The 26759-nt window shown below is 72.8% G+C and carries 23 protein-coding genes; 12 read left to right on the plus strand and 11 right to left on the minus strand.

Features of this window, described 5'->3' with window-relative positions; translation table 11 throughout:
* Nucleotides 1–375 precede the first annotated feature (375 nt).
* Nucleotides 376–2085 (minus strand): NYN domain-containing protein, encoded by a 1710-nt coding sequence (locus tag ACFYSC_RS26325; protein WP_389966819.1) that lies wholly within the window; start codon nt 2083–2085, stop codon nt 376–378.
* A gap of 259 nt (nt 2086–2344) precedes the next feature.
* Nucleotides 2345–3394 (minus strand): sigma factor, encoded by a 1050-nt coding sequence (locus ACFYSC_RS26330; RefSeq protein WP_389966822.1) that lies wholly within the window; start codon nt 3392–3394, stop codon nt 2345–2347.
* 232 nt (nt 3395–3626) lie between these two features.
* Here ACFYSC_RS26330 and pyrE point away from each other — a divergent pair, with 232 nt between their 5' ends.
* Nucleotides 3627–4169, plus strand: coding sequence for an orotate phosphoribosyltransferase (gene pyrE / locus ACFYSC_RS26335; protein WP_362939894.1), 543 nt, complete (start codon nt 3627–3629; stop codon nt 4167–4169).
* 46 nt (nt 4170–4215) lie between these two features.
* Here the strand turns inward: pyrE and ACFYSC_RS26340 are convergent, their stop codons facing one another.
* Nucleotides 4216–5061, minus strand: coding sequence for a VTT domain-containing protein (locus ACFYSC_RS26340; RefSeq protein WP_389966826.1), 846 nt, complete (start codon nt 5059–5061; stop codon nt 4216–4218).
* Between the two features lie 169 nt (nt 5062–5230).
* Between ACFYSC_RS26340 and fbaA the strand changes: the two genes are divergently transcribed.
* From fbaA to ACFYSC_RS26360, 4 genes are all read left to right on the plus strand, one after another.
* Nucleotides 5231–6253 carry a class II fructose-bisphosphate aldolase gene (fbaA, locus tag ACFYSC_RS26345; protein WP_389966829.1) on the plus strand — a complete coding sequence of 341 codons (1023 nt, stop codon included), beginning with the start codon at nt 5231–5233 and terminating at the stop codon, nt 6251–6253.
* Between the two features lie 185 nt (nt 6254–6438).
* On the plus strand, nt 6439–6858 hold the full coding sequence (locus ACFYSC_RS26350) for a DUF3151 domain-containing protein (protein WP_389966832.1): 420 nt from the start codon (nt 6439–6441) through the stop codon (nt 6856–6858).
* A 127-nt stretch (nt 6859–6985) separates the two neighbouring features.
* A complete protein-coding gene (locus ACFYSC_RS26355; protein WP_389966835.1) occupies nt 6986–8269 on the plus strand; it encodes an adenylosuccinate synthase in 1284 nt (427 codons plus the stop codon).
* Nucleotides 8270–8367: 98 nt separating this feature from the next.
* A complete protein-coding gene (locus ACFYSC_RS26360) occupies nt 8368–9306 on the plus strand; it encodes a glycerophosphodiester phosphodiesterase family protein (RefSeq protein ID WP_389966840.1) in 939 nt (312 codons plus the stop codon).
* Nucleotides 9307–9458: 152 nt separating this feature from the next.
* Here ACFYSC_RS26360 and ACFYSC_RS26365 read toward each other — a convergent pair whose 3' ends face one another.
* A complete protein-coding gene (locus tag ACFYSC_RS26365; protein WP_389966843.1) occupies nt 9459–10427 on the minus strand; it encodes an NAD(P)-dependent alcohol dehydrogenase in 969 nt (322 codons plus the stop codon).
* A 59-nt stretch (nt 10428–10486) separates the two neighbouring features.
* Between ACFYSC_RS26365 and ACFYSC_RS26370 the strand changes: the two genes are divergently transcribed.
* Entirely contained in the window at nt 10487–11143 is a 657-nt protein-coding gene (locus ACFYSC_RS26370; RefSeq protein ID WP_389966846.1) for a TetR/AcrR family transcriptional regulator, read from the plus strand.
* Here the strand turns inward: ACFYSC_RS26370 and ACFYSC_RS26375 are convergent.
* From ACFYSC_RS26375 to corA, 4 genes are all read right to left on the minus strand, one after another.
* Complete coding sequence (locus ACFYSC_RS26375; RefSeq protein ID WP_389966849.1) at nt 11140–11895, minus strand: hypothetical protein; 756 nt, start codon at nt 11893–11895, stop codon at nt 11140–11142. The two genes, ACFYSC_RS26370 and ACFYSC_RS26375, sit on opposite strands and share 4 nt — an antisense overlap.
* Before the next feature lie 98 nt (nt 11896–11993).
* A complete protein-coding gene (locus ACFYSC_RS26380) occupies nt 11994–12686 on the minus strand; it encodes a response regulator (protein WP_389966853.1) in 693 nt (230 codons plus the stop codon).
* Nucleotides 12683–13810 carry a sensor histidine kinase gene (locus ACFYSC_RS26385; RefSeq protein WP_389966856.1) on the minus strand — a complete coding sequence of 376 codons (1128 nt, stop codon included), beginning with the start codon at nt 13808–13810 and terminating at the stop codon, nt 12683–12685. Before ACFYSC_RS26385 ends, ACFYSC_RS26380 begins: the two co-directional genes overlap by 4 nt.
* A gap of 66 nt (nt 13811–13876) precedes the next feature.
* Entirely contained in the window at nt 13877–14998 is a 1122-nt protein-coding gene (gene corA / locus ACFYSC_RS26390; RefSeq protein ID WP_389966859.1) for a magnesium/cobalt transporter CorA, read from the minus strand.
* Nucleotides 14999–15362: 364 nt separating this feature from the next.
* Here corA and purD point away from each other — a divergent pair, with 364 nt between their 5' ends.
* From purD to ACFYSC_RS26415, 5 genes are all read left to right on the plus strand, one after another.
* Entirely contained in the window at nt 15363–16595 is a 1233-nt protein-coding gene (gene purD, locus ACFYSC_RS26395; RefSeq protein WP_389966861.1) for a phosphoribosylamine--glycine ligase, read from the plus strand.
* A 198-nt stretch (nt 16596–16793) separates the two neighbouring features.
* Nucleotides 16794–17831: a hypothetical protein gene (locus ACFYSC_RS26400; RefSeq protein WP_389966864.1), complete on the plus strand. Its 1038-nt coding sequence runs from the start codon at nt 16794–16796 to the stop codon at nt 17829–17831.
* A 207-nt stretch (nt 17832–18038) separates the two neighbouring features.
* Nucleotides 18039–19307 (plus strand): UDP-N-acetylglucosamine 1-carboxyvinyltransferase, encoded by a 1269-nt coding sequence (murA, locus tag ACFYSC_RS26405; protein WP_362939853.1) that lies wholly within the window; start codon nt 18039–18041, stop codon nt 19305–19307.
* A 225-nt stretch (nt 19308–19532) separates the two neighbouring features.
* The gene (locus ACFYSC_RS26410; protein ID WP_389966868.1) at nt 19533–20822 is read left to right on the plus strand and encodes a GTP cyclohydrolase IIa; all 1290 of its coding nucleotides are present in this window, start codon (nt 19533–19535) and stop codon (nt 20820–20822) included.
* A 533-nt stretch (nt 20823–21355) separates the two neighbouring features.
* The gene (locus tag ACFYSC_RS26415; RefSeq protein WP_389966871.1) at nt 21356–22297 is read left to right on the plus strand and encodes an EamA family transporter; all 942 of its coding nucleotides are present in this window, start codon (nt 21356–21358) and stop codon (nt 22295–22297) included.
* Nucleotides 22298–22377: 80 nt separating this feature from the next.
* Here ACFYSC_RS26415 and hisC read toward each other — a convergent pair whose 3' ends face one another.
* Nucleotides 22378–23439, minus strand: a complete 1062-nt coding sequence (hisC, locus tag ACFYSC_RS26420) for a histidinol-phosphate transaminase (RefSeq protein ID WP_389966874.1) — start codon at nt 23437–23439, stop codon at nt 22378–22380.
* 102 nt (nt 23440–23541) lie between these two features.
* Here hisC and ACFYSC_RS26425 point away from each other — a divergent pair, with 102 nt between their 5' ends.
* Nucleotides 23542–24168: a Uma2 family endonuclease gene (locus tag ACFYSC_RS26425; RefSeq protein ID WP_389966877.1), complete on the plus strand. Its 627-nt coding sequence runs from the start codon at nt 23542–23544 to the stop codon at nt 24166–24168.
* A 44-nt stretch (nt 24169–24212) separates the two neighbouring features.
* Here ACFYSC_RS26425 and ACFYSC_RS26430 read toward each other — a convergent pair whose 3' ends face one another.
* Together ACFYSC_RS26430 and ACFYSC_RS26435 are read right to left on the minus strand one after the other, a co-directional pair.
* Nucleotides 24213–24878 (minus strand): NUDIX domain-containing protein, encoded by a 666-nt coding sequence (locus ACFYSC_RS26430; protein WP_362939838.1) that lies wholly within the window; start codon nt 24876–24878, stop codon nt 24213–24215.
* 19 nt (nt 24879–24897) lie between these two features.
* Nucleotides 24898–26748: a DUF4434 domain-containing protein gene (locus ACFYSC_RS26435; protein ID WP_389966881.1), complete on the minus strand. Its 1851-nt coding sequence runs from the start codon at nt 26746–26748 to the stop codon at nt 24898–24900.
* Nucleotides 26749–26759 lie beyond the last annotated feature (11 nt).

Here is a 26759-nt window from a genome sequence, read left to right on the forward strand (position 1 = left end):
AAGGCTACGGTGACCCGCTCCGAGCGGGGAGCAACAGGTCGCTTCAGCATCGGCGGGAACCGTCGGCCCGCGGAAAGGGAGACGCTACGGCGGGTCATCCGTACGGCCGGGGCAGGCATGGCGCGGAGGTGGGTGGGTGTTCCGGCCGGCTTCAAAACGCCAGAAACCACCGCGCCCGACACCAAGGCCGAAGGCCGGTCGGCACCAGAGCCCAGCCACAACGCCGGCCGGAACACCCACCCACCGCAGCGCGCACCACCGACCAACACGGCAAGCAGCGCCCCGCCCGAATACACGGGAAACGCCCCGAAGCGGGAAAGCCCCCGCCTGACCGGCCGTACGGGGCGGGTCTCGGGACACGGCCCGCCGTGGCCGTCAGCGGCGGGCGCGTTCGAGGGCGTCCCAGAAGCCGCGGCGGAGGGCGTGACGGACCTCGTCGTGGAGGAGGAAGTCGATCGGCAGAGAGGAACCCTGGAGGAGACGGGCCTCGAGGTCGGAGGGCATCCGGGGTTTGCGGGCCAGCACGGCCTCCAGCCACAGGGCGGGAGCGTCCTTGGCGACGGACTCGCCGAAGTCGTAGCCCTCCTTGTGCGCGGCCTTGACCGCGTCGGCGAGCGTGGTGGCGACGCCTGGAGGCGTGCCCTGGAGCGGCACCGGTGCCGCATGGGGGCCGGTGTAGGAGGACTGGTAGCCGGACATGCCCCCGGCCCCGTTCGACGTGTACGGCGAGGCGGAGGGCAGCGGGCCGGTCGGCCCGTTGGGGGTCGAGGGCGCCGGAGACGAGGGCGGTGAGATCGGGGCGGGAAGCTGCGGCGTCGTGGCGGGCGGGAGGGACGAGGACGGGTCCTGGGTGTAGCCGGAGTAGGAGGACGGCGCGGGCTGGGAGGTCTGGGCGTGGCTGGCCCGGCTCCTCCTCTGCGGCAGAGGGGCGGGGGCCGGAGCGCCACCCGTGCCGGTGTTCAGGCCGTCGCCCGTGGCGCCGCCACCCTGGCCGCCACCTGATGCGGTGCCGATGCCCTGGCCGCCCGTCGCACCGTTGCCCGGCGCACCACCGCTCAGACCGCCGCCCGCCGTGACGCCGCCCTGCGCACCGCTGTTCGGGCCGCTGCCCGGACCGCCGCCCGCCGTACCGGAACCCGGGCCGGTGCCGAGACCGCCCGCGGTGCCGGGGTTCATGCCGCTGCTCGGGGTGGGGTCGTCCAGGCTGCCCAAGCCGCCGCCCGGCGTACCGGAGCCCGGCCCGCCCGTGCCCCCCGGACCGGCCGTACCGCCGCTGCCGCCCAGGCCGTTCGAACCGCCCACCGGCGCACCGGAGCCCAGGCCACCGCCCGTGCCGTTTCCGGCGAGGTCGCCGCCCAGACCCCCGCCCAGGCCGCCCGCACCGCTCATGGAGCCGTTCCGGCCGGCCGCGCCACCGCCCAGGCCGGCGCTCATGCCTGCTTCGAGGCCACCCGCGCCGCCGCTCGGCGATCCGCCGGTCAGGGGTGGGATGACCTGGCCGTTTCCGGCGGCGTGATGTCCGTTGCCGCGGGCGGGCGAGTCGGCCGCGGCGCCGCTCAGGGTGACGTAGGGCCGTAGATGACCGCCGCCGATCTCGATGAGGTCGTCGCACTCCTGGCGGAGCGAGCGGGACACCGCCCAGCTCCCGTCGGCGCCGATGTGCACGACAGTGACGCGGACGCCGAGGTCCTGGGCGTCGCAGACGACCTGGGCGAGGTCCTCGTCGCCGCTGACCACGACGGCGTCGCAGACCGCGTTGTTGCGGGCGAGCGTCATCAGGTCGCGGTGGACCTGCGCGTCGACACCCTCCCGGCGGCCGGGGCGGATGCGCGACAGCCTCAGTTTGAGGCCGGGGATGTCGGCCAGCGTGTCGTGCTCGGGCGTGCGGCGGCCCTCGACGGTCGCCTCGTACCAGTAGCAGCGCAGCACAGGAAGCCCGGTCCGCTCCCGGCACAGGGTGTTGAGGAGCTTCAGCAGGCCCGGGTAGTCCCAGGTGACGGCCTCGCGATGGCGGGTCCCATGCGCGGCCATAGCGCCGTCGGCCAGCAGATAGCCAGCGTCCACGAACAGCGCGCAGCGATCCACGCGACACCGCCCTTCCTACGTGGCCCGCCTTCGGCCCGAGAAAGCCAGAAAGCACCTCTGAGGGATCAGGCAGGCGGCCCTTCCTCAGGGTAATCAAGCAACTGATCGTCTGAGGCTGAATCCCGGCGATTCGACCCGCGCCTGACCATACGCCAGTGTGTCCACGCAGACCGTACCAGTTTGTCCTGTTATTGAGGTCTTCCGTAACCGGCGGATTCACCCGGCCGGTTCCACCGGTGTCCGGGTCCTCCGGGGCGGATCACGGCCGGGAAGGACCGCTCCCCGCTCCCGGCGTCCGGGCGGGCGGGCCCGTAGCGCACCGGTCCGCCGGGGACGCCGGAGACGCCGGAGACGGCGCGCCAGGCGACGGGAACGGCTCGCCGGGCGGCGGAGAACCGGACGGCGAGACCGGCGGGCCGCCGGCGGACGCCACCGTGAGCGCGGCGGCCAGGGTCGCCGTGGCGGTCAGCGCGACGACCGCCGCGACGGCCGCGAGGGGACGCCACCATGAGCCGGGCACCCGCCACCGGCGGAGCCGCCCGCGCACGCCCCTCGCCCGTTCCAGCCCGGCGAGGTAGGCGGGGAACGCCGGGCCCGCGACGAGGGGGCCGACGGCCCGGCGCAGCGCCCGGCCGACGTCGACCAGCTCCAGGAAGACGGCGTGGCAGCCGGCGCAGCCGTCCATGTGCGCCTCCAGGGCCGTCGCGGCGCGCCGTTCGAGGTCCCCCCGCAGGTGAGCGGGCATCTTCCGGAGGGCGGGACGGCAGCCGATCCGCAGGTCCCCGCCCAGGCGGGTCCGGATGTACGCCTGGCGCAGCCCCTCCCGCGCGGTGCGGGCGAGCGCCGCCGCGCCGTCGGGGGCCAGGCCCAGCAGGGGCGCGACCTCGGCCGGTCCGGCCCGCTCGGCTCCCGTGTGCCACAGGACGAGCCGCCAGCGTTCCGGCAGCGAGAAGAAGACGCGCGCCATCGGCGCGCGTTCCGGACCGGTCGGGGCCGGGTCCGCCGGAGGCGTCCCCCGGCCGGGCCCGCGCCTCCCCCGTCCGCGGTCGCGGACCGTGCGGCGGAGCGCGGCGAGCAGCCAGGGCCGGAACGCCTCCCGTGGGCCGCCGCCGTCCCTGACCAGCAGCAGGAGCGCGGTGAAGGTCTCCGCGACGGCGGTCTCGGCCTCGACGGGGTCGCGGACGAGGCGGCGCGCGAGTATCCGGGCGGCCGGGGCGTGCCGTTCGTACAGCGCGCCGTAGGCCGCGGCGTTCCCCCTCCGCGTCGCGGCCAGCAGGTCGGCGTCTCCTTGAAGCCCTACCGCACCCATCGCGAACTCCTCGTTACTCTGCGTAGCAGTATCGGTGATTCCGCATCCGGGGTGATGGCTAAACCAGGATCACGCCTTTGCCTGGGTCACGGCCCGGGTGAAGCGGCCTCCCGGGAGCCGGGGAGAGCGGGTACGGCGCGACCCGCGAGGCGGGAACGGCGGCGCGGGCGGGGACGGAGCGGTGAGCGGGGCGGAGGCGGCGTGCCGGGGAGGCCGCCCTAACCTTGTTGCCATGAGCGATCGTGAGAGCCTGCTGGCCGAGATCAAGAGCAAGGGCGTCGTACAGGGCAAGGTGGTGCTGTCCTCCGGCAAGGAGGCGGACTTCTACGTGGACATGCGGAAGGTGACCCTCGACGGGCAGGCGGCGCCGCTGGTGGGCCGGGTCATGCTGGACCTGACCGAGGACCTCGACTACGACGCGGTGGGCGGCCTCACCCTGGGAGCCGACCCGGTCGCGACGGCCATGCTGCACGCGGCGGCGGCCCGGGGCCGCAGGCTCGACGCGTTCGTGGTGCGCAAGGCGCAGAAGGTCCACGGGTTGCAGCGCAGGATCGAGGGCCCGGACGTCGCGGGGCGGCGGGTGCTGGCGGTGGAGGATACCTCGACGACGGGCGGGTCCGCGCTGACCGCGGTGGAGGCGCTGCGCGAGGCCGGCGCCGAGGTGGTGGCCGTGGCCGTGGTCGTGGACCGGGGCGCGGCGGCGACGGGGGCGGTGGCCGAGGCGGGCCTGCCGTACCGGAGCGCCTACGGCCTGGAGGACCTCGGCCTGGCCTGAGATCGATCCGGCCCGGGGCGGCGCGGGGCCCGGCGGTGACGCGGGGTCACCATTGGTCGTCGCCCCACGGGGAGGACGCGTCGCGGTGGTGCCTGCCCCGGGGGCGGGCCACGCCGGCCTCGCCCTGCGAGCCCGGGGCGCCCGGAACGCCCGGGGCGCCGGGGACTCCTGGGACACCGTGAGGTCCGGAGGCGACCGGCCCGCCGGGAACGTCGGAGATGCCGGGGACGCCGGGGGCGTCGGTGACGCCGCCCCTGCGGCCCTTCACGATCTCAATGATGATCGGGATGACCGAGAGCAGGATGACGACCATCGCGCCCGGCAGGATGTACTTGTCGATGTCGGGCACGGCCGAGCCGACCAACCGGCCGAAGAGCAGCATGCCGTCGGTCCAGACGACGCCGCCGATGCAGTTCCACAGGAAGAACCGCCTGCGGTCCATGCCGAGCATGCCGGCGACCGGGTTGAGGAACGTCCGGACGATGGGGATGAACCGGGCGAGCACCACCGCCTTGGCCGGGCCGAACTTCTGGAAGTAGTGCTCGGCCTTGTCGACGTACTCCTTCTTGAAGAGCCTGGAGTCGGGGCGGTCGAACATCCTGCGGCCGTAGGTGGCGCCGAGGTGGTGCCCGAGCTGGGCGCCGGCGATGGCGCACAGGGGCGCCAGGATCAGCAGCAGCGGGAACGACAGCGGCGCGAGCCCCGGGATGGCGGAGGCGGCCTCGGCCGTGCTGAAGATGCCCGCGGCGACCAGCAGCGAGTCTCCGGGCAGGAAGAAGCCGAGCAGCAGCCCGGTCTCGGCGAAGATGATGCCGAGCACGCCGGCCGTGGCGAACGGGCCCAGCAGGCCGAGCCACCACTTGGGGTCGAGGAGGTTGTGCAGGAGGTCCATCAGCGTGAAGCCTACCCCGCCGGGGATTATCGGCGAGGTCGTCTGGGCATGCGAAGGGGCGGTGGCGGAACTATCGGGCCGGACCCTGACCCTGGATACTGGCCAAGGGCGCGGTCCGCGCCGGACCCCGCGCCAGCCGCCTTAAGCCGTCTCGTAGGGAGATGACACCATGCCCATCGCGACCCCAGAGGTATACGCCGAGATGCTGGACCGGGCGAAGGCGAACGAGTTCGCCTACCCGGCCATCAATGTGACGTCGTCCCAGACCCTGAACGCAGCGCTCCGCGGCTTCGCCGAGGCGGAGAGCGACGGGATCGTCCAGGTGTCCACCGGTGGCGCCGAGTTCCTGTCGGGTGCGACCGTGAAGGACATGGTGACGGGCGCCAGGGCGTTCGCGGAGTACGCCCGCGTCGTGGCGGAGAAGTACCCGGTGACGGTCGCGCTGCACACCGACCACTGTCCCAAGAACAAGCTGGACACGTTCGTCCGGCCGTTGCTGGACATCTCCCTGGAGCGGGTGTCGCGGGGCGAGGACCCGCTGTTCCAGTCGCACATGTGGGACGGCTCGGCCGTGCCGCTGGACGAGAACCTCCAGATCGCGCAGGAGCTCCTGGAGAAGGCGGCCCGCGCGAAGATCGTGCTGGAGGCGGAGATCGGCGTCGTCGGCGGCGAGGAGGACGGCGTCGTCGGCGAGATGAACGAGAAGCTCTACACGACGGTCGGGGACGCCATGGCCACGGCCGAGGCGATGGGCCTGGGCGAGCGTGGCCGCTACATGCTCGCCGCGACCTTCGGCAACGTGCACGGCGTCTACAAGCCGGGTCACGTCAAGCTCCGGCCGAGCGTGCTGAAGGACATCCAGGAGGCCGTGGGCGCCAAGTACGGCCAGGAGAAGCCGTTCAGCCTCGTCTTCCACGGCGGCTCCGGCTCCGCCCTGGAGGAGATCCAGGAGGCGATCTCCTACGGCGTGGTCAAGATGAACATCGACACCGACACCCAGTACGCCTACACCCGGCCCATCGCCGACCACATGTTCCGCAACTATGAGGGCGTGCTGAAGGTGGACGGCGACGTCGGCGACAAGAAGACCTACGACCCCCGCTCGTACGGCAAGGCCGCCGAGGCCGGCATGGCGGCCCGCGTGGTCGAGGCCTGCCGGCACCTGAGGTCCGCGGGCACGAAGATCTCCTGATCCGCGGCGCCGGGGCGGTTCCCCGGCGACGCGCGACGTGATGGCGCCGGAAGCGACTCCCGGACGGCGCCCGGCGGCCGGGGAGCCGCTCCGGACGCCCGGCGCGGCGCCTCCGCGACTCCCCGCTCGCGGACAACCGGGGGTCGTTCTCCGCCAGGACCGACGGAAGAGGTAGGACTGTCCCCATGGAAACGCACGAGAACCTTCTCGCCGGCCCGCCGCCGACCCGGCTGCCGGACCTGCCCGAAGCCAGGGAGGCGCTGGAATCCGGCGTCCAGGCATCCGACGTCGCCGCGCGCTTCCCCGCCTACCCGGCGGCCTGGGCCACGCTCGCGGACGAGTACTTCACGAGCGGCCACGCGGTGACGTCGTACGCGTTCGCGCGCACCGGCTACCACCGCGGCCTCGACCAGCTGCGCCGCGCGGGGTGGAAGGGCCACGGGCCCGTCCCCTGGGAGCACGAGCCCAACCGCGGCTTCCTGCGCTGCCTGCACGCGCTGTGCCGGGCGGCCACGGCCATCGGGGAGAAGGACGAGGCCGAGCGCTGCATGCAGTTCCTGAAGGACGCGAGCCCCGAGGCGGCCGAGGTTCTCGGCTCCCGCTGACACCGGTGGATCTCCCGCCGGGAGGGCGGGAGATCCCCATACCGGATCCGTTCGGGTATTCTCACCACGCAAGAGCCCCAGTCGCGATTGCGTCCGGGGTTTTCGTTTTTGTGGTGGGAGAAAAGCGATGCCGGCAGTCGTTCTCGTGGGTGCCCAGTGGGGCGATGAGGGCAAGGGTAAGGCGACCGACCTCCTCGGCGACCGGGTGGACTACGTCGTCAGATACCAGGGCGGGAACAACGCCGGTCACACGGTGGTCATCGGCGACCAGAAGTACGCCCTGCACCTGTTGCCCACCGGTGTGCTCTCGCCGAACGTGGTGCCGGTCATCGGCAACGGCGTGGTCATCGACCCGGGCGTGCTGCTGAGCGAGATCGACGGTCTCAGCGAGCGGGGCGTCTCCTCGGAGCGGCTGCTGATCTCCGCGGACGCGCATTTGATCATGCCGCACCACAAGGCCATCGACAAGGTGTCCGAGCGCTTCCTCGGCAAGGCCAAGATCGGCACCACCGGCCGGGGCATCGGCCCGGCCTACGGCGACAAGGTCTACCGGATGGGCGTGCGGGTCCAGGACCTCCTCGACCCGGGCATCCTGCGGAAGAAGATCGAGGTCGCCCTGCAGGAGAAGAACCAGATTCTCACCAAGCTCTACAACCGCCGGGCGATCGAGGCCGACAAGGTCCTGGAGGAGTACCTCGGCTACGCCGAGCGTCTCAGCCCGCACATCGCCGACACCTCGCTGATCCTGAACAGGGCGCTGGACGAGGGGAAGACCGTGCTGCTGGAGGGCGGTCAGGGCACGCTGCTCGACATCGACCACGGCACGTACCCGTTCGTCACCTCCTCCTCCCCGACGAGCGGCGGCGCCTGCGCCGGCTCGGGTATCCCGCCGACCCGGCTCACCCGCGTGATCGCCATCCTGAAGGCGTACACCACCCGCGTCGGCTCCGGCCCGTTCCCCACGGAGCTGACCGACGAGATGGGCGAGTGGCTGCGCACCACCGGCGGCGAGTACGGCGTCACCACCGGCCGCAACCGCCGCTGCGGCTGGTTCGACGCGGTGATCGCCCGTTACGCCAGCCGCGTCAACGGTGTCACCGACTTCTTCCTCACCAAGCTCGACGTGCTGTCGGGCCTGGAGCGGATCCCGGTCTGCGTGGCCTACGAGGTGGACGGTGTCCGCCACGACGAGATCCCGATGACCCAGACCGACTTCCACCACGCCAAGCCGGTGTACGAGGAGTTCCCGGGCTGGCAGGAGGACATCTCCGGGGCCACGTCGTTCGACGAGCTGCCGCCCAACGCCCAGGCGTACGTCAGGGCGCTGGAGGAGATGAGCGGCGCCCGGATCTCCGCGATCGGCGTCGGGCCGGGCCGTACCCAGACGCTCCAGCTCCACTCGCTGATCTGATCTCCTTGACCTGAGGTTCACCCCCGCGACACGTGCCCGTTGTACGGCGGGCGCGTGTCGTACGGGCGTTCGGCACGGGAGATCGGTAAGGTCCCCCCGTGCATGTCGAGATTCACGGCCACAGGGGGGCTCGCGGGCTCCGTCCGGAGAACACGCTCCCCGGTCTGGCTCACGCCCTGGAGCTGGGAGTCGACGCGCTGGAGTTCGACGTCGTGATGACGGCCGACCGGTGCCTGGTGCTCAGTCACGACCTGACCGTCTCCCCGGTTACCAGCGCCGACCGCGGGCCGGCCTTCCCCGGCGACCCGCTCTTCCCCTACGTCGGCAGGCCCGTCGGCGCACTGACGCTGGCGCAGCTGCGCACCCTCGACTGCGGGGTCCGGCGCCCCCGCGCCGGGACCGACCGGTTCGCCGCGACGCAGGTGCCGGTGCCCGACACCCGGATGCCGACGCTCGGCGCCGTGCTGGGCCTGGTGGACGCCTACGGCGCGGACGGCGTGCGGGTGCACGTGGAGCTGAAGTCCGACCCGTCCAGGCCCGACCTCACCGCCGATCCCGCGGAGTTCACCGAGGCGGTGGCGGCCGAGCTGGCCCGCCACCGCAGGCTCGACGGGGCGGCGATCCTCAGCTTCGACTGGCGGATCCTGGACGTGGCCCGTTCGCTCGTCCCCGACGTCCCCCGGTACGCGCTGATCGAGCAGGCCACGATGGACGCCGTCTGGCTCGCGGGCCTGAGCCTCGACGACTTCGGCGGCGACGTGCCGGCCGCCGCGGCGGCGGCCGGGGGCACCGTGCTGTCGCCCGCGCACGTCCTGGTCGACGTGGAGCTGGCGAGGCAGGCGGAGAAGTACGAGTTGCCGGTGGTGCCCTGGACGGTCAACGACCCGGGCCGGGCCGCCGAGCTGCTCGACCTCGGGGTGGCCGGGATCGTGACCGACTACCCCGACCGGATGCGCGCGCTGTGGGCGGAGCGGGGCCTGCCGGTCCCTCCGCCCGTCGCCCTCCGGCCCCCCACTCGGGTCCCGGTCCCCGCCTAGGTTCTGTACGGAGTCGAGATCAGAGGGATCGCCTGCGGTATGGCCGGTGGCCCTGGTGGGCCGAACTCCGTACAGGCTCCAGCCGTCCTCGTTCCCGATGGCGGCGCCGCGGTGGACGTTCGGCGTGTCCGGCGACGCGCGCCGTAGCGTTCTCAGGCGATCCGTACGACGACCTTGCCGCGTACGCCGCCCTGCTCCAGTGTCCGGTGTGCCTGGGCGATGTCTTCGAAGGGGAAGACCGTGTCCACGACCGGGCGGATGGCACCGCTGTCCACGTACCGGGCGAGGTCGGTGAAGAGCCGGGTGGTGGGGTTGCCGCTGAAGAAGCGCACCCGCCGCCGCCCGTGAACGGCCGAGGCGGCGATGTACGCCAGGGACGCCGCGATCCTGCGCGGGTCGAAGGCGATCGCCACCATTCGGCCGGACGGCGTCAGCAGGCGGCGGAAGGCGGCGTGCTCGGTGCCGGCGGTGTCCAGGATCACGTCGAACCCGCCCAGGTCCGCCGGGGCGACGGCGGCGTAGTCGTACGCCTCGTGCGCGCCGAGGTCACGGACGAGGTCGAGGCTGCGCGCCCCGGCGAGGGCGGTGACGTGGGCGCCGAGCGCCCGGCCGAGCTGTACCGCGATGACGCCCACGCCGCCGCTGCCACCCCGGACGAGCAGGCGTTCGCCCGGCCTGAGCGCGGCCAGGTCGCGCAGCGCCGTGATGGCCGTCGTGCCCACCGGGAGCGCCGCAGCCGTCACCAGGTCGAGTCCCGCCGGAGCCGGGGACAGACGGCGGGGGCGGATCGCCACGTACTCGGCGGCGCTCCCGAACGTGCGCCCCAGCATGCCCCACACCCGGTCGCCCGCCTTCGGGCCGGTCACCCCGGGGCCGAGGGCGACGATCTCGCCGGTGAGGTCGACCCCGACCCGTTTCGGGAAGCCCCGCTGCATCAGCCCGGTCACCAGGCGCAGCCGGCCCGTCCGGCCGTGCACCTCGCCGCCGTTCACGCTGACGGCGTGTACCCGCACCAGCACCTGTCCGGGGGCGGGGACCGGCTTCGGCACCGTGCCCACGTACAGCTCCTCCGGCGGTCCGTACCGGTCGAACAGGGCCGCACGCATCTGATTCGTCTCCATACGGGAGACGCTAGCTCGCTAACCGGACGAGCCCGTCCACTTACGCTAATGTGAGAAATATGGCTGATCATCCCTCTCAGTTGGCGTCGGCCAAGGAACTGCGGGCGGACGCGCGGCACAACCGGGTGCGCATCCTCGACGCGGCGCGGGAGACGTTCGCCGCACGCGGTCTGGACGCGCCGATGGCGGCCATCGCCCGGCGCGCCGGGGTCGGGGTGGCCACCCTCTACCGGCGGTTCCCGTCCCGCGAGTCCCTGATCACGGAGGTGTTCAAGGACGAGCTGGCGGCGTGCGCGTCGGTCGTGGACGACGCCCTGGCCGACCCGGATCCGTGGCGGGGGTTTCGCGGGGCGATCGAGAAGGTGTGCGCGATGCAGGTCGCCGACCGGGGGTTCACCGACGCCTTCCTCACCGTGTTCCCGGACTCGATCGACTACGAGCGCACGCGGTTGCGGGCCGAGCGGGGCTTCGCCGAGATGGTACGGCGGGCCAAGGCCACGGGCCGGCTGCGGGCCGACTTCGACGTCGCGGACCTGGTGCTGCTGTTCAGGGCCAACTGCGGCCTCCTCGCCGGTGCGGGAGAGGGGGTGGAGGCGGCGTCGCGGCGGTTGGTGGCGTACCTGCTGCAGTCCTTCGGCACCGGGCACGCCGAACCGCTGCCGCCACCACCGCCGCTCACGCTCGGCCACATGATCCGGACTCTGAGCAGCTCCTAGGACACCGGCTCCCCGTCCCGGACCGGGGCCGGGGAGAGGCCGGCGGAGGCCGTGCCGCGGGACCGCCGCCACATCGAGACGCCGACGAACAGGCTCCACAGCTGCACGACGATGGACACCAGCAGGCCGTAGACCAGGAATCCGGGAAACAGGTCCTCGCGCATGAGCAGCGCCACGGAGGAGACCACCGTCGTCGCGCCGATCACCAGACCGGCGCGGCCGAGCCAGACCGGGTGGCCCTCCAGCGTCAGGGCGCGGCCGTACAGCATGGGGGCCAGCCCCCACAGCAGGATGATCGCGATCAGGGACGGGCCGCGCAGCATCTGGAACGCGGTGTGGGCGGCCAGGTCCAGGTTCGCCTGCCCGGCGGGCGCCGCCCCTGCCCACATCCCCGCCAGGCTCTGCCCGGTGACGCCGTCGATGGAGTGCTCGGTGCCGTAGATCGCCGCGCCTGCCAGCACGCCGGCCGCGCCCATCCTGCCCAGTACCCTGCCGAGCGGGTGCGTGAGCGTGCTCGCGAGGGTGACGAATCCCGCGGTCCAGGTCAGCACGCCGAGGATCGCGCCGATGTGGACCCCGGCGTAGAACGGGTGGGCGCTGATGAACCCCAGCGCGGCGTGCGCGTCGGCCGCCGGGAGGTCTCCGTGGTTGAGGCGGAAGCCGGCGACGGCGACGCTGCCGGCGACGGCGCACGCGCCGCCCAGCCGCAGGGCCGTACGGCGGGCGGTGGACGGTGTCTCTTCCTGACGCATGGATCTTCTCCCGTGGGGGGTGGAGGAGGGACACCCGCAATGGTCGTCACCCGGCGGGCGGCACGCGTCCGCCCCGCGAAGACACCCTCCGGCCGCGCCTACCGCGGCGGTGTACCACGAGGGGAGTACGCCGCGGGCGTGACCAGACCGCTCTCGTAGGCGAACACCACCAGCTGCGCCCTGTCCCGGGCGCCCACCTTGACCATCGCCCGCGACACGTGGGTCTTGGCGGTCAGCGGGCTCACCACGAGCAGCGTCGCGATCTCGTCGTTGCTCGACCCGGCCGCGACGAGCCGGACGACCTCGCGTTCCCTGGCGGTCAGCACGGCCAGCTCCGGCGACTCCCGCCGCGGCCCGGCGGGTCTCGCGCCGACGGAACGGGCGATCACCGCCCGGGTGACGCTGGGCGACAGCAGCGCGTCGCCCCGCGACACGACGCGCACCGCCTGGAGCAGCTCTTCGGGTTCGATGTCCTTCACCAGGAACCCGCTCGCCCCGGACCGCAGCGCCGCGAAGACGTTCTCCTCCTCGGCGAAGGTGGTGAGCACGACCACCCGCACCCCCGACAGGCGCTCGTCGTCGGTGATCCGGCGGGTGGCCGTCACCCCGTCCACGCCGGGCATCCGGATGTCCATCAGCACCACGTCCGGAAGCAGCTCACGGGCCAGCGCGACCGCCCGGCCGCCGTCGCCGGCCTCGCCGACCACCTCGACGTCGGCGGCGCTGTCCAGGAGGGACCGGAACCCGGCCCGCACCAGTGCCTGGTCGTCGGCGAGCAGCACCCGGATCACGCCGCCTCCAGCGGCAGGCGCGCCCTCACCCGGAAACCCCCGCCGGGCCTGGCCCCGGCCTCGAACCCGCCGCCCAGCCCTTCGGCGCGCTCACGCATCCCCGCCAGCCCGTGACCGCCGCTCCTCGCTTCGGGGCCGGCGCCGACGCCGTCGTCGTCGACCTCGATGACGAGCCATTCCGGCTCGGAGAGCAGGCGGACCCGCGCCCGCGCCGCCAGCCCGGCGTGGCGCAGCACGTTCGTCAGCGACTCCTGGAGGATCCGGTACGCCGCGTGGTCGACCGGTGCGGCCGGTCGCCGGTCCCCCATGCCGCCGTCGAAGGTGAGCTCCAGGCCGGCGGCCCGCACCGCGGCCAGCAGGTCGGGCAACCGGTCGAGGCCGGCGTCCCGATCGGCGGCCGCGGGCTCACCGTCGGCCCGCAGCATGTCCAGGGTGGCCCGCATCTCGGCGAGCGCCGCCTTCCCGGTCTGCCGGATCGCCGTCAGCGCCTCCCGGGCGCGGTCCGGTTCGCGGTCGACCAGGTGCAGCGCGACGCCCGACTGGACGGTGATGGTGGTGATCGCGTGTGCCACCGTGTCGTGCAGTTCCCGGGCGATGCGCAGCCGTTCCTGGATGACCCGCCGCTCGCCGTCGCGTTCCCGCTCCTCCTCGGCCATCCGCAGTCTCCGGCGCGCCTCCTCGGCGTGCGCCCGCCGGCTGCGCACCAGCGCGCCCAGCAGCATGGCCACCGCCGTCACCGCGGTCTGCGGCAGGAACGCCGAGACCACGTCGAGCGGCGGCATCCCCCGGCGCAGCGCGGTGATGTGCCCGAGGACCAGGAACACCACCGGCACCGGCAGTGCCCGCCACGGGCGTCCCGCCCGCACCGCGTCGTACAGCGGTACGGCGAGCACCAGCGCCGGGGGGAAACCCGGATAACCCAGCGCGTAGAACAGCATCAGCGCCGCCGAGACGAGGTACAGCGCGCCGACCGGGAACCGCCGCCGCAGCAGCACGGGGGCCGCCATCGCCACGCCGAGCGCGTACGCCAGCGGATCACGCGAGATCGAGTCCGTTTCGCGACCGGTCACGATCGCGATCTCCGCCGCCGCCAGCACCGCGCCGGCCAGACCGACGTCGGTCAACCATCGCCGTAGCACGCGCTCACCGTACACACCGGGACGCCCCCGCCTCCACAGGTCCGGCGGGCGCTACATCCAGCCGTTGCGGCGGAAGCCCCGGTAGAGCAGCGAGCAGGCGACGACCATCACGGCGAGCACCAGCGGGTAGCCGAAGACGGAGTTGATCTCCGGCATGTGGGTGAAGTTCATGCCGTAGATGCCGGCGATCATCGTCGGGACCGCCATGATCGCCACCCACGCGGAGATCTTCCGCATGTCCTCGTTGGCGAGGGCGTTCGAGCGGGCCAGGGCCGCCTGGAGGATCGAGTTGCACAGTTCGTTGGACGACTCGACCTGCTCGCAGACGCGGGCCAGGTGGTCGACGACGTCGCGGAAGTACTCCCGCATCTCCGAGGGGATCATGCGGCGCTGGGCCAGTGACGACATGGGCGACTGGAGCGGGGTGACGGACCGCTTCATCTCGATCATCTCGCGCTTGAGGTTGTAGATGCGGCCGATGTCGCGGGCGCTGACGTCGGCGAAGACCATGGCCTCGACGTCCTCCAGCTCGGCCTGCATCAGGTCCGCCACGGTGAGGTACTTGTCCACGACGTGGTCGGCGATCGCGTGCAGCACGCCGGTCGGGCCGCGGTCGAGGAGCCGGGGGTCGCCCTCCAGGCGCTCGCGGACCACCGACAGCGGGCAGAGCCCGCCGTGCCGTACGGTCACCACGAAGTCGGGCCCGACGAACATCATGATCTCGCCGGTCTCGATGATCTCGCTGGTGGCGGTGAGCACGTCGTGGTCGAGGTAGGCGACGGTCTTCAGGACCATGAACAGCGAGTCGCCGTACCGCTCGACCTTGGGGCGCTGGTGGGCCTTGACGGCGTCCTCGACGGCGAGCGGGTGCAGGGCGAAGACCTCCGCCAGCCACTCGACCTCGGGGGCGTCGGGCTCGTGCAGTCCCACCCAGACGAACGCGTTGCCGTTCTCCGCGGACGCGTTGTGCCGGCGGACGATCTCCAGGGCGTCGGGGATGCCCAGCGCGTGGATCTTCTCGCCGTCGATGTAGGCGGCGTACTCGACCAGCGAGTCGCTGGGCGGGACGCACCGGCCGACGGTCCTGACGCGGGAGGAGGCTCCGGCGGAGGCGTGCGGCACCCGTACGACGCGGGCGTGCTTGATCCGGGGAAAGAGAAGCGAGGAGCGCATGGCAGGCCTTCCCGCCCGGCCCGGGCCGTTCGCGCGCGACGCGATGTCACCTCGGTTCCAGGAGACTCGCTTCCGAGAGACCCTCTTCCAGGAGGGTTCAGGGCTCGGTTCTAAGAGAGAGGCGCGCGGTGCCCGCCGGGCAATGATGCGGAGTGGTCGAGGGTGCGCACCGAAGCCGTGCGCGTGCACGTACTGCTGGGATCGCCAGAGGACATCCCCAACCACCTCCAATCACCCTGAGAGAGGCAAAGCCGCCCAAACCTAGCACAGAAGTCGGATGCCCTCCAGGATACTCCCGGCCGCGACGGCCGTCCGCCGAACCGGGAGGACCGCCGCCCCGCGGGGGACCGATAGGCTCTCGCACGTGCGCGTTCTTGTGATTGGTTCCGGCGGGCGCGAGCACGCCCTGTGCCGGGCGCTGGCGGCGGATCCCGAGGTAACCGAGGTCCACTGCGCTCCCGGAAACGCGGGCATCGCGCGGGTGGCGACCCTCCACGCGGTGGCCCCGGCCGACCCGGAGCGGGTCGCCGGGCTGGCCGTGGAGCTGGAGGCCGACCTGGTGGTGGTGGGCCCGGAGGCGCCGCTGGTCGCCGGGGTGGCCGACGCGGTCCGGGCTGCGGGTGTCCCCTGCTTCGGCCCGTCGGCCCAGGCGGCCAGGATCGAGGGGTCCAAGGCGTTCGCCAAGGAGGTCATGGCCGCGGCGGGCGTGCCCACCGCACGCTCGCGCACCTGCGTCACGCCGGAGGAGACCGCCGCGGCGCTCGACGAGTTCGGCGCGCCGTACGTGGTCAAGGACGACGGGCTCGCGGCGGGCAAGGGCGTGGTCGTCACCGGCGACCGCGACGAGGCGCTGCGGCACGCCGCCGCCTGCGGACGGGTCGTCGTCGAGGAGTTCCTCGACGGCCCCGAGGTGTCGCTGTTCGCCCTGTGCGACGGCTCCACGGCCGTGCCGCTCCAGCCCGCCCAGGACCACAAGCGCGCCTACGACGGCGACGAGGGGCCCAACACCGGCGGCATGGGCGCCTACACGCCGCTGCCGTGGGCGCCCGCGGACCTCGCGGAGCGGGTGATGGCCGAGACCGTCGTCCCGACGGTCGCCGAGCTGGCCCGGCGCGGCACGCCGTACACCGGGGTGCTGTTCGTGGGCCTCGCCCTCACCGCCGGCGGGCCGAAGGTCATCGAGTTCAACGCGCGGTTCGGCGACCCGGAGACCCAGGTGGTGCTCGACCGGCTCGCCACGCCGCTGGGCCGGCTGCTGCTGGCCTGCGCGAACGGCACGCTGGACGGCTTCGGGCCGCTGTCGTGGCGCGGGGGCGCCGCGGTGACCGTGGTCGTCGCGGCGGAGAACTACCCCGGCGACCCGGTGAGGGGCGACGTGATCGAGGGGCTCGCCGACGTCGGCGGGGACGCCTACGTGCTGCACTCCGGGACGGCCGCCGACGGCGACCGCGTCGTCTCCAGCGGCGGGCGGGTGCTCAGCGTGGTCGGCACCGGTCCCGACGTGGCGGCGGCGCGCGCGGCGGCCTACGAGGCGGTCGGCCGCGTCCGGATGCGCGGCTCGCACCACCGCACCGACATCGCGTCGCGCGCCCTCTGATCCGCGGGCGCGGCGCCCCGGGCCCGTCCCGCGGCTCCGCTCCCCGTACGGCCGGCACGGACGTCCGCGGGACACGCCGGAGGTGCCGCGACGGGGCCGCGGGGGCGCGGGAGACGTAGCGTGGAGGAGGCATGCCCCGATGAGCAGGGGGCAGGTGCCGCCCGTCCCGCCGTGTCCCTTCCGCCCCCCGGAGGAACGATGACGCTCGACTCCCCGGTGTCGCTCGAACGGATCGGCGACACCGGCGTGCTGCGATGGCCGGGCACCTGGCGGGTGTACGTCGCCACGCGCAGCGAGGAGATCAGGGCCGACGCCGAGCGCGCCCTGACCCTGCGCGACGAGGCGGGCCAGCTCGTCTCGGTCGGCGAGGGCATCGGCACCCACCTGGCCCGCGCGGAGACCTACGCCCGCAGCAGGCACGGGCTGCGGCGCTGGCTGACCGGCCAGGCCATCGAGGGCGCCTGGTCCAACATCAACAGCGCGACCGTCATGCTGTACGGCGTGCTGCCCACGGTGGAGCTGTGCGGCAGGTGCCCGGAGGTGGTGGCGATCGGCCGGGCCTACCTCCCCGCCGACGACCCCCGCCTCGTGCACCTGCAGGCCAGGCTCGCCGCCGGCGACCTGGGCGAGGACGACAGGCCGCTGATGCAGTCGGTGCTGCGCGCCGCCTACACCGCGCAGGCCATGGAGACCGGGCGGGTCCGCAGCTTCCGCAACCTGCTGCTCGCCGGGGTGGTGATGCTCTCCCTGCTCGTGCTGGGACTGGTGGCCGTCGGCGCGATCTGGCCCGACGTCGTCCCGATGTGCGGGAACCAGGCGGTGATCCAGGCGCAGGGGCTGATGCCCGCGCAGATCTGCCCGACCGGCGGGCGCAGTCCGGGCCACGGCGACGTCCCCCTCGTCGCCCTGGTCGGGATGCTGGGCGCGGCGCTGGCCACCGCGGCCTCGCTGTCCACCCGGTCGGAGCAGTCCACCCGTTACTCGCTGGCCGTGGTGCAGAACCTCCTCAAGGCGCCGGCCGGGGTCGCCACCGCCGTGCTCGGCCTGCTGATCCTGAACTCCGGCTTCGTCCCCGGTTTCGCCGGGCTCGGCTCACAGCCGGCGATCCTGGTGTGGGCCATGGCGTTCGGGTACGGCCAGCAGATCGTCACCCGTTTCGTCGACCAGCGCGCCGACACCCTGCTGTCCGCCGCCTCCCCGCTGACCCCCGCGGCGCGGGGGACACGGGCCGGATGAATAAAATCGTTCCCCCCGGGACCGCCCGGCGGACGCGTGACCGCCACCCCGGTCCGCGCCTTCCGACTGTTCGGCCGTTCGAGGGGTAGTTCCCGCACGAAGCGGCCTGTTCAGGGACATCCAGCGGCTACTGTTGGCCGGTAGCCGCCCCGGCTGTCGCGCTTCGCCGTAGACGTACAACCGCCCCACTTGCAAGGAGCATTACGAATGGTCCGTTACCGCGTGCGCGGTGGCAATCCCCTCCGTGGAACCGCCTTCATCCAGGGTGCCAAGAACGCCGTCCTCCCCATGATCGGCGCCGCGCTCCTGGCGGCCAAGGGCCGGACCGTTCTGCGCAACGTGCCGATCATCGAGGACGTCCGCCGCGCGGTCGAACTGGCCGAGGCGATCGGCGCCAAGGTCGAGCTCCACGAGGCGGAGCGGACGCTCGTCATCGACGCCTCCACGCTGAAGAGCCCGGTGCTGCCCGCGGAGATCGCCCGCCGCTTCCGCGGCTCGGTGCTGTTCGTGCCCGCGCTGCTGCACCGCCTCGGCGAGGCGATCATCGAGGGCGTCGGCGGGTGCAACCTCGGCAGCCGCAACCTCGACTTCCACTACCTGGGCTACAAGCGCCTCGGCGCGGTGGTGGACGAGGGCGACGCCGTCATCCACGTCAAGGCCGCCGGCTTCACCGGCGCCACCCTCTACCTCGACACCCCCTCGCACACCGGCACCGAGAACCTCATCATGGCGGGCGTCCTCGGGCGCGGCACCACCGTGATCGAGAACGCGGCGCTGGAGCCCGAGGTCCTCGACGTGATCGACATGCTGACCCGGATGGGCGCGAAGATCAGCGGCGGCGGGACCGGCTTCATCACCGTCGAGGGCGTGGAGGAGCTGCAGGCCGTCGAGCACACCGTGATGCCCGACCGTCTCGACGCGGGCGTGTTCGCCATGGCGGCGGCCATCACGGGCGGCGAGGTCAACCTGGTCGGCGCCGACCTCGACCACCTCGGCGTGGTCCGCTACAAGCTGGAGCAGATGGGGGTGGAGTTCGCCGACCACGGCGCCGTCCTCCACGTGCGCCGGGACCGCCCGCTGCGCCCGATCAACGTCATCACCGACACCTATCCCGGCTTCGCCACCGACCTCCAGTCGCCGATCATGACGGTCGCCTGTCTCGCCGACGGCGCCAGCTACATTCACGAGCGCATTTTCGACGGCCGGTTCGCGCTCGCCTCCGAACTGAACAAGATGGGCGCCGACATCGAGGTCAAGGAGAACAGCGCGGTCGTCCGCGGCGCCACTCCGCTGACCGGAACGTCGGTGACGGCACACGACCTCCGTTCGGGAATCGCCCTCGTGCTCGCCGGTCTGGCCGCCGAAGGAGAGACCGTCATCGAATCGGGATATCTCATCGACCGCGGCCACTCATATCTCGCCGACCGTATGCAGGCCCTGGGCGGCGATGTGACCCGGGAGATTTCTCCCGCGTAATCGCCGGGTTCGCACCTCCCCTGAAGCCAGGATGACCTGTGTAAACGGCGGAAGTAAGGGGTTTAGCCCCGAACTTGCCTCCAGAATTGACATCAAATCAGGCGTGACATTACGGCCTTCACAAGCGATCGTTCCAAAAGAGAGCCGAAACAAACGGATGGCATGATGGGACGAACATTGGTCGAGCGGGCTGAAGAAGCTCCACGAGTGTCACGCCCGGGTGCCATGACACCGGACCTAACTATCGGTGTCGTGGGACCCCATGACCTCGTCGAGCGAGTGATGTTGATGGGACACGCGGCGGCCCCGCTGCCCTGTCGCCTGGTAGCCGCTGCGTACCGGGACGAGCAGGAGGCCTCCGACAAGGTCAATCGCCTGGGGGCGGGGGTGGACGCCTGCCTGTTCGCCAGCCCCGTCCCCTACGACCTGGCCCGGCGTTCGGGGGTGCTGACGATGCCCGCGACGTACGTGCAGCTCGGCGGCGCCGCCCTGATCGCCGCGCTGGCGAGGGCGGCGCTGGACGAGCGGATCGACCCGCGGCGGGTCAGTGTGGACGTGTTGGGCCGCGCCGACGTCGAGGAGGCCTACGCCGACCTGGGCCTGCCCGCCGGCGAGGTGCACAGCCGTGACGAGCCCGGGGCCACCGGGACGATCACGGCCTTCCACGAGCGCCTCGTCCGCCAGGGCCTCAGCAGCGGCGCGCTGACGTGCCTGCCCGCGGTGGCCGACCGCCTGCAGGCGGTCGGGGTGCCGGCGATAAGGATCCGCCCGACCTCCGCGGCGATCCGTACGGCGCTGCACACCGCGACCCTGCTGGGCGCCCACCACCGGCTGGAGGAGTCGCAGCTCACCGTGATCCTGGTGGAGGTGCCCACGCTGCGTGAGCCGGTCCGCCGGGCCGCGCCGCGCCACTGGCGGGACGAGCTGCGGCTGTCGCTGCACCGGTTGCTGGTGCAGGAGGCCAACCGGATCAACGCCGCGGTGACCCCGGTCGACGACCACAGCTACATGGTGACCGCGACACGGGGTTCGGTGGCCACGGCCACCGAGGGGTTCCGGGTCCTGCCGTTCGCGGCGCGGGTCCGGGAGGAGCTGGGTCTGGCGGTGGAGGTGGGGGTCGGCATGGGCCGTACCGCCCACGACGCCGAGTCCCATGCCCGCGCGGCCATGGCGCGCACGCAGGCGGGCAAGCAGGCGCAGGGCTTCGCGGTGGACCGCGAGGGCCGGGCGCTGGTCCCGGCGCCGAGGATGCCTCCCCAGGGCGGCGGGCAGCTCAAGCCGAAGGGCGTGGAGGTGCTGGCCAGGCTGGCGGCCAAGCTGGAGGGCGGGGACACGGTGGTGGACGCCGAGAGCGCGGGCAAGATGCTCGGCGTCACCCCGAGGACGGCACGGCGGTTGCTGCGCACGCTGGTGGACGAGGGACTCGCGTGGCCGCTTCCGCCGAACCGCACCCCCCAGCCGGGCCGGCCCCGCCAGCTGTACCGGCTGATCGTGGAGAAGCTCGGCGGCCACTGAGGCGGCCACTGAGGTGGCCACCGGCACGGCCACCGATCGACCGCCGTGCGGTTCGCCGAGCGGCCACCGAGGCGTCCGCCGACCGGCCGCTGCCCGGTCAGCGAGCGATCACCGAGGCGACCGTGGAACGGCCGCCGTGCGGTCACCGAGCCCCTCGCGGCCTTCCGCGGCCGGGTGGCCCCGCCCTCGTACGGCGGGGCCCCCGGGCTCCGCGGTTCACCCCCCAGGCCGGCGGCTCCCTTCCGCGCCCGGCGGCTTCCCGGGCTCCGGTGGTCCTGCCCGGCGCTCCCGTCCGGCGGCCCTGCCCGGCGCTCCCGCCCGGTTTCCGGGCTTCCCCGGATCCGGCGCTCCCGCCCCCTGCTCCCGTCCGGTGGTCCCGGAGCCGGTGGCTCCCTTCCCGGCTTCCCCGGATCCGGCGGTTCACTCCCGACCCGATGGCTCACCCCCCGCCCGGCTCGGTGTCCGAAACATATGACATGAATGTCTGAAATATGCGATGTGACGATCGGCCACAGAGGCTATTGTCATGAGTCATGAGCCGTGACACTGCTGTCAGCCCCCGGCCGCTCCTCGTGTGGGGAGCGCTGGCGATCGTGTACGTCGTGTGGGGCTCCACCTACCTGGGGATCAGGTTCGCGATCGAGACGATCCCACCGCTCAGCAGCGGCGCGATGCGCTTCCTGCTCGCCTCCCCGATCCTGGCCCTCGCGGTGCTCGCCCTGCGGGGACGGCGGGCCTTCCGGATGACCGCCAAGGAGGCCGGTGGGGCCGCGCTGGTGGGGCTGCTGCTGCTGAACGGCGGCAACGGCATGGTCGCCGTCGCCGAGCAGCACATCTCCAGCGGGCTGGCCGCGCTGCTGGTCGCCTCGGTGCCGCTGTGGCTGGTCGTCCTGCGGCTCGTCGCCAGGGACCGGCCGCGGGCGCTGACGCTCGCCGGGGTGCTGCTGGGGTTCGCCGGGGTGGCCGGGCTGTCGCTGACCGGCGGGGGCGGCCACAGCGACGGCACGGGGATCGCCGTCATCCTGCTGGCGTCGCTGTCGTGGTCGATCGGCTCGTTCCTGTCGGCCAGGATCCCGATGCCCGCCGACCCCTTCGCCGCGAGCGCGGTCGAGATGGCCGCGGGCGGCACCGGGCTGGTGCTGACCGCCCTCGCCGTCGGCGAGCGCGTGGACTTCGGGGCCGTCTCCGGGACGTCCTGGGCGGGGCTGGCCTACCTGGTCGCGATGGGCTCCCTGGTGGGCTTCACGGCCTACGTCTGGCTGCTGGGCAACGCCCCGATCTCACTGGTCTCCACCTACGCCTACGTCAACCCGGCGGTGGCGGTCGCCCTGGGCGCGATCATCGTGGGAGAGGTGGTCACCGTCCCGATGCTCGTGGCGGGCCTGGTGATCGTCCTGGGCGTGGCCCTGGTGGTCTCCACCGAGCGCCGCGGCCGGACGCCGGCGGCCGTCGAGGAGGAACCGGCGGCCGTGTAGGTGAACCCGGCGGCACGCCGGGGCGGGGCCGTACCCGCGGACCCGTCGCGGGCCCGGCGGCGCGGGCCCGCGGCGGGCCGTCAGGCGCTCCGGAACGCCTCGGCGGCGGCGAGGAAGGTGTCGTTGGCGTCGGGGGAGCCGATGGAGATCCGCGCCCCCTCCCCGGCGAACGGGCGCACCGCCACGCCCTCGGCCGCGCAGGCCTCGGCGAAGGCCGTGGTGCGCTCGCCCAGGCGGAGCCAGACGAAGTTGGCCTCGGTGACGGGCACCTCCCAGCCCTGGCCGATCAGGCTCTCGCGGACCCGGGTGCGCTCCTTGACCACGGCGTCCACCCGCTCCAGCAGCTCGTCCTCGGCCGCGAGCGAGGCGACCGCGGCGGCCTGCGCGAGATGGCTGACCGCGAAGGGCACCATCGTCTTGCGCACGGCGGAGGCCACCGGCTCGTCGGCGATGAGGTAGCCCACCCGGAGCCCGGCCAGGCCGTACGCCTTGGAGAACGTGCGCAGCACGGCGACGTTGGGCCGGGAGCGGTAGTAGGAGAGGCCGTCTGGCACGTCGGCGTCCCTGACGTACTCGCGGTACGCCTCGTCGAGGATGACCAGCACGTCCTCGGGGACGCGTTCCAGGAACGCCTCCAGCTCGGCCGAGTGGACGACCGTGCCGGTGGGGTTGTTGGGGTTGCAGACGAGCACCATGCGGGTCCGCGGGGTGATCGCCTCGGCCAGGGCGTCCAGGTCGTGCGTCTCACCCGCCAGCGGGACCCGCACCGAGGTCGTCCCGGCGAGGTCGGCCAGCAGCGGGTACGCCTCGAACGACCGCCAGGCGTAGACCACCTCGGCGCCCGGCTCGCCCACGGTCTCGAAGAGCTGCTGGGCCACCGCCACCGAGCCGCCGCCGAGCGCGACGTGCTCCGGCGGCACGCCGTACCGCTCGGCCAGGGCGCCGGTCAGGCCGGCGGCGGCCGGGTCGGGGTAGCGGTGGATCTCCGTGGCCGCCTTGGCGATGGCCTCGACCACCGAGGGCAGCGGCTCGTAGGGGGATTCGTTCGAGGACAGCTTGTAGGACCGGCCGTCGGGTGACACGACGGCCTTGCCCGCCTTGTAGGCGGGCATGGTGTCCAGGATGGCGCGGAAACGAGGCATGCTCTTACTTTAGGAGGATCGCCCGGACGGGAGAACGGCGGGCGCACGGGGCATGATCCTGGAACACTGGAGGTGAGAGGCTTGCCCGACCGGGAGGACGACATGAGCATCGCACCGCCGCACGTGGCCGAGACCTCCGATGCCGACGTATCCGAAACGGAGCCCCTGCCCTCCTGGGTGATCCCGCCCACGGGGGGCTTCACCGCCGATGACCTGGACCGGCTCAGGGGAATCCCCCCGCACACCGAGCTGATCGATGGCACTCTCGTCTTCGTGAGCCCCCAGACCCGCTTCCACGCCGTCATGATCTTCGCTCTGCAGAAGGAGCTGGATCAGGCGGCTCCCGACCACCTCCGGGTGGAGAGGGAGATGACGTTGAAGCTGGGCGAGCGCCAGCGGCCCGAGCCCGACATCGTGGTGCTCCACGCGCACGCGGCCTCCGACATGATGCGGACCTTCTACGAGGCGTCGGACGTGCTCCTGGCCGTCGAAGTGGTCTCGGCGGAGTCTGCGGAGCGGGACCGCAACAGGAAGCCCCAGCTGTACGCGGAGGCCGGCATCCCCCACTTCTGGCGGGTGGAGTACGAAGACGGCCAGCCCACCGTTCACGTCCACCAGCTCAACCCCGCAACGCGCGCCTACACCCTCACGGGCTCCCATCGTGACCGGCTCAGGCTGAGTCTTCCCTTCGAGATCGACATCGACCTGGCGGCCATCGTCAAACGTTGAGCCCCGTGGTCTTCCGGAGGGGTCACTTCAGGAAGCCGTCGTGGTCAGTCCTTCAGGGAGCGGAGCATCGGGGGGTGCAGCAGCGTCGCCGGGCCGCGGCGGTAGAGCTTGGCGGGGCGGCCGCCGTCGCGGGTGGTCGTGCGGCCGGTCGGCACCAGGAAGCCCTCGGCCCGGGTGACCTTCCGGTGGAAGTTGCGCGGGTCCAGCGGGCGGCCCCAGACGATCTCGTAGACCCGGCGCAGCTCGGCGACGGTGAACTCCGGGGGGCAGAACGCCGCGCCCAGCGGGGTGTACTCCAGCTTGCTGCGGGCGCGCTCGATCCCGTCGACCATGATGCGCCGGTGGTCGAAGGCCATGTCGCACAGCGAGGAGACGGGCTCCCAGCTCATGTGCGCCTCGGTGGAGGCCGGCAGGTCGGGGGCGAGGCCGAGGTAGGCGACGCTCAGCACGCGCTGACGCGGGTCGCGGTCGGGGTAGCCGTAGGTCTGGAGCTGCTCCAGGTGGACCGGGGCGCCGGGCAGACCGGCCCGTTCGGCGAGGATCCGCGCAGCGGCGGCCGGGAGGTCCTCGTCGAGCTGGATGAATCCGCCGGACAGGGCCCAGCGTCCTTCGTAGGGGGGCCTGTCGCGGCGCCAGACGAGCGCGCTCAGCGCCTGGCAGCGCACCGTGAGGACGACCAGATCCACGCTGACGGGAATGCGCGGAACCATGTCAGGCACGTTACACCGGTCAGAGGGCGACGCGGACGTGCAGCGCCTCGGCGGCGGGCCGTCCGTCGGGGGCGGTGACCTCGATCTCGACCCACTGGCCGGGCGGCACCTGGGTCCAGTCGAAGGGGACCCACGCCGTCTCCATCCGGGCGGGCTGGTCCGGCGGGGGCGGGTTGAGGTTCACCCCGGCCACCTCGACGACCTTGGGGGTCTCCTGCCCCTCCCACTTCAGGGTGACCTTCGCGCCCATCGGCAGGTTGTAGCCCCGGATCTCCACGCCGTCCTGGATGTCGCGCGGCCGGCGGACGGCGTCCACCGGGATGGGCCGGTTCCAGTCTCGGGTGATCTCCTCCGACAGCGACGGCGAACCGCAGGTGAAGAAGTCGCTCCACATGTAGGAGACGACCTTGGAGACGTAGCGGCCGACCTGGGTCACCGCCGCGTCGAGCCGCTTCTTGTCGGTACGGCCGCGGCTGCCGGTCCGCGCCTCGCAGGGCTCCCCCTGGGACGGCTCGAACGCCTCCACGTTGGCCCACAGCTGCACGTCGTGGCCCTGCTCGGCCATCCGATCGCGGGCCGCGGACATCTCCCGGTAGTAGTCGCGGGTCGAGCCGTGGTAGGCGGTGCCGTTGTCGGCCTCCCCGACGACCGGGCGCAGCCGCTCGTCCACCTTCTCGTCGCGCTCGTCGGGCCAGAACAGCCCGACCTTGCCGGTGCCGCGGCTGTCCTGCGGCGCGATGATGCCCACCCCGGTCCTGGCGAGCGCCTCGAACCCCCGGGCGACCTCCTTGGGCGTGGCGCTGATCGGCAGCCTCTTGCGGGCGTCGAGGTAGGGGCTGACGAGGATGGGCCTTCCCGGCATCTCCTGCTCGACGATCTCGTGCTGGGAGGCGTAGACCCGCAGCGTCGGGTGGTCCTTCGCCGCCTCCTCGGGGTCGTTGGACCCCGAGTAGCGCATGTCGCGCATCTGCACCTCGAACGGCTGGTAGAAACCGCCCAGCGAGGTCCGGTCGCCGAAGCGGTCACCGTAGTCCTGCAGGATGCGCCGGGTGAGGGTGGTCAGGGTGTTCGTACCCTGCCTGGCGGCCCGGGACTGCTGCGCCGGGTCGCGCGGAGCCAGCGGCAGGGCAGGGAAGACCTTCACCCCGAACCGGTCGCCGAGGTCGAGCAGTTCGGTGAGGCTGTCCTGCTCCGCCGCGGCGATCAGGATCACGTGGTAGCCGCGGCCCTTGGCCCTGATGTTGTCGCAGGTCGGGTCGTCGCTGCCGTCCTCGTTGACGATGAGGCGGTAGAAGACGGTCTTGCCGACGGGGATCTTCCGCTCGAACTCCGGGCAGCGGAACAGGCCGGGGCCGAACGCCTCGTCGGTGCGGTAGACGAACGTCCAGCTCACCCGGTTGCCGGGGTTGGCGGCCTTGAGGTCGCGCTCGGCCGCGGCCTCGCAGGACAGCCCGTCCTCCACGCACGGCTCGTAGCGGGGGTCGATCTCCTCGCCGGCCTTGTCGAGGACGCGGCCCTGGTCGTCGACGCGGCGGGCCTGCAGGCCCCAGCCGATCCGGATCACGGTGTCGCCGCCCAGCCGGTGGATGGCGGAGAACTGCCGCCGCCAGGTGCAGTGGTCGGCCGTGGGGATGAGCCAGTAGCCGGTCACCGCGTACGGCGTGGGCACGGCGGTGTCGAACGTTCCACAGGGATCGGTGAACTCCTCGGCCTTCGGGGCGGGGGTCGAGGGGGTCCGCGCGGGGACCGACGACGACGCGATCGGCGTCCCGTCGCCGGTCGCCTTCCCGCCGGTCCGGGGGAGGACCAGGACGACCGCCGCCACCGCCGCGAGGATCGCCACGCCGAGCAGAGCCGTGAACCAGCGCACGATCAGGACAC

Source organism: Streptosporangium sp. NPDC004379, from assembly GCF_042873875.1.
Lineage (GTDB): Bacteria > Actinomycetota > Actinomycetes > Streptosporangiales > Streptosporangiaceae > Streptosporangium.

What these genes read in the sequence shown, in the direction of transcription:
- ACFYSC_RS26330 (WP_389966822.1), bottom strand. Translation starts at nt 3,394, where the DNA reads ATGGGTGCGGTAGGGCTTCAAGGAGACGCCGACCTGCTGGCCGCGACG.
- pyrE (WP_362939894.1), top strand. Translation starts at nt 3,627, where the DNA reads ATGAGCGATCGTGAGAGCCTGCTGGCCGAGATCAAGAGCAAGGGCGTC.
- ACFYSC_RS26340 (WP_389966826.1), bottom strand. Translation starts at nt 5,061, where the DNA reads ATGGACCTCCTGCACAACCTCCTCGACCCCAAGTGGTGGCTCGGCCTG.
- fbaA (WP_389966829.1), top strand. Translation starts at nt 5,231, where the DNA reads ATGCCCATCGCGACCCCAGAGGTATACGCCGAGATGCTGGACCGGGCG.
- ACFYSC_RS26350 (WP_389966832.1), top strand. Translation starts at nt 6,439, where the DNA reads ATGGAAACGCACGAGAACCTTCTCGCCGGCCCGCCGCCGACCCGGCTG.
- ACFYSC_RS26355 (WP_389966835.1), top strand. Translation starts at nt 6,986, where the DNA reads ATGCCGGCAGTCGTTCTCGTGGGTGCCCAGTGGGGCGATGAGGGCAAG.
- ACFYSC_RS26365 (WP_389966843.1), bottom strand. Translation starts at nt 10,427, where the DNA reads ATGGAGACGAATCAGATGCGTGCGGCCCTGTTCGACCGGTACGGACCG.
- ACFYSC_RS26370 (WP_389966846.1), top strand. Translation starts at nt 10,487, where the DNA reads ATGGCTGATCATCCCTCTCAGTTGGCGTCGGCCAAGGAACTGCGGGCG.
- ACFYSC_RS26375 (WP_389966849.1), bottom strand. Translation starts at nt 11,895, where the DNA reads ATGCGTCAGGAAGAGACACCGTCCACCGCCCGCCGTACGGCCCTGCGG.
- corA (WP_389966859.1), bottom strand. Translation starts at nt 14,998, where the DNA reads ATGCGCTCCTCGCTTCTCTTTCCCCGGATCAAGCACGCCCGCGTCGTA.
- ACFYSC_RS26400 (WP_389966864.1), top strand. Translation starts at nt 16,794, where the DNA reads ATGACGCTCGACTCCCCGGTGTCGCTCGAACGGATCGGCGACACCGGC.
- murA (WP_362939853.1), top strand. Translation starts at nt 18,039, where the DNA reads ATGGTCCGTTACCGCGTGCGCGGTGGCAATCCCCTCCGTGGAACCGCC.
- ACFYSC_RS26410 (WP_389966868.1), top strand. Translation starts at nt 19,533, where the DNA reads ATGACACCGGACCTAACTATCGGTGTCGTGGGACCCCATGACCTCGTC.
- ACFYSC_RS26415 (WP_389966871.1), top strand. Translation starts at nt 21,356, where the DNA reads ATGAGCCGTGACACTGCTGTCAGCCCCCGGCCGCTCCTCGTGTGGGGA.
- hisC (WP_389966874.1), bottom strand. Translation starts at nt 23,439, where the DNA reads ATGCCTCGTTTCCGCGCCATCCTGGACACCATGCCCGCCTACAAGGCG.
- ACFYSC_RS26425 (WP_389966877.1), top strand. Translation starts at nt 23,542, where the DNA reads ATGAGCATCGCACCGCCGCACGTGGCCGAGACCTCCGATGCCGACGTA.
- ACFYSC_RS26430 (WP_362939838.1), bottom strand. Translation starts at nt 24,878, where the DNA reads ATGGTTCCGCGCATTCCCGTCAGCGTGGATCTGGTCGTCCTCACGGTG.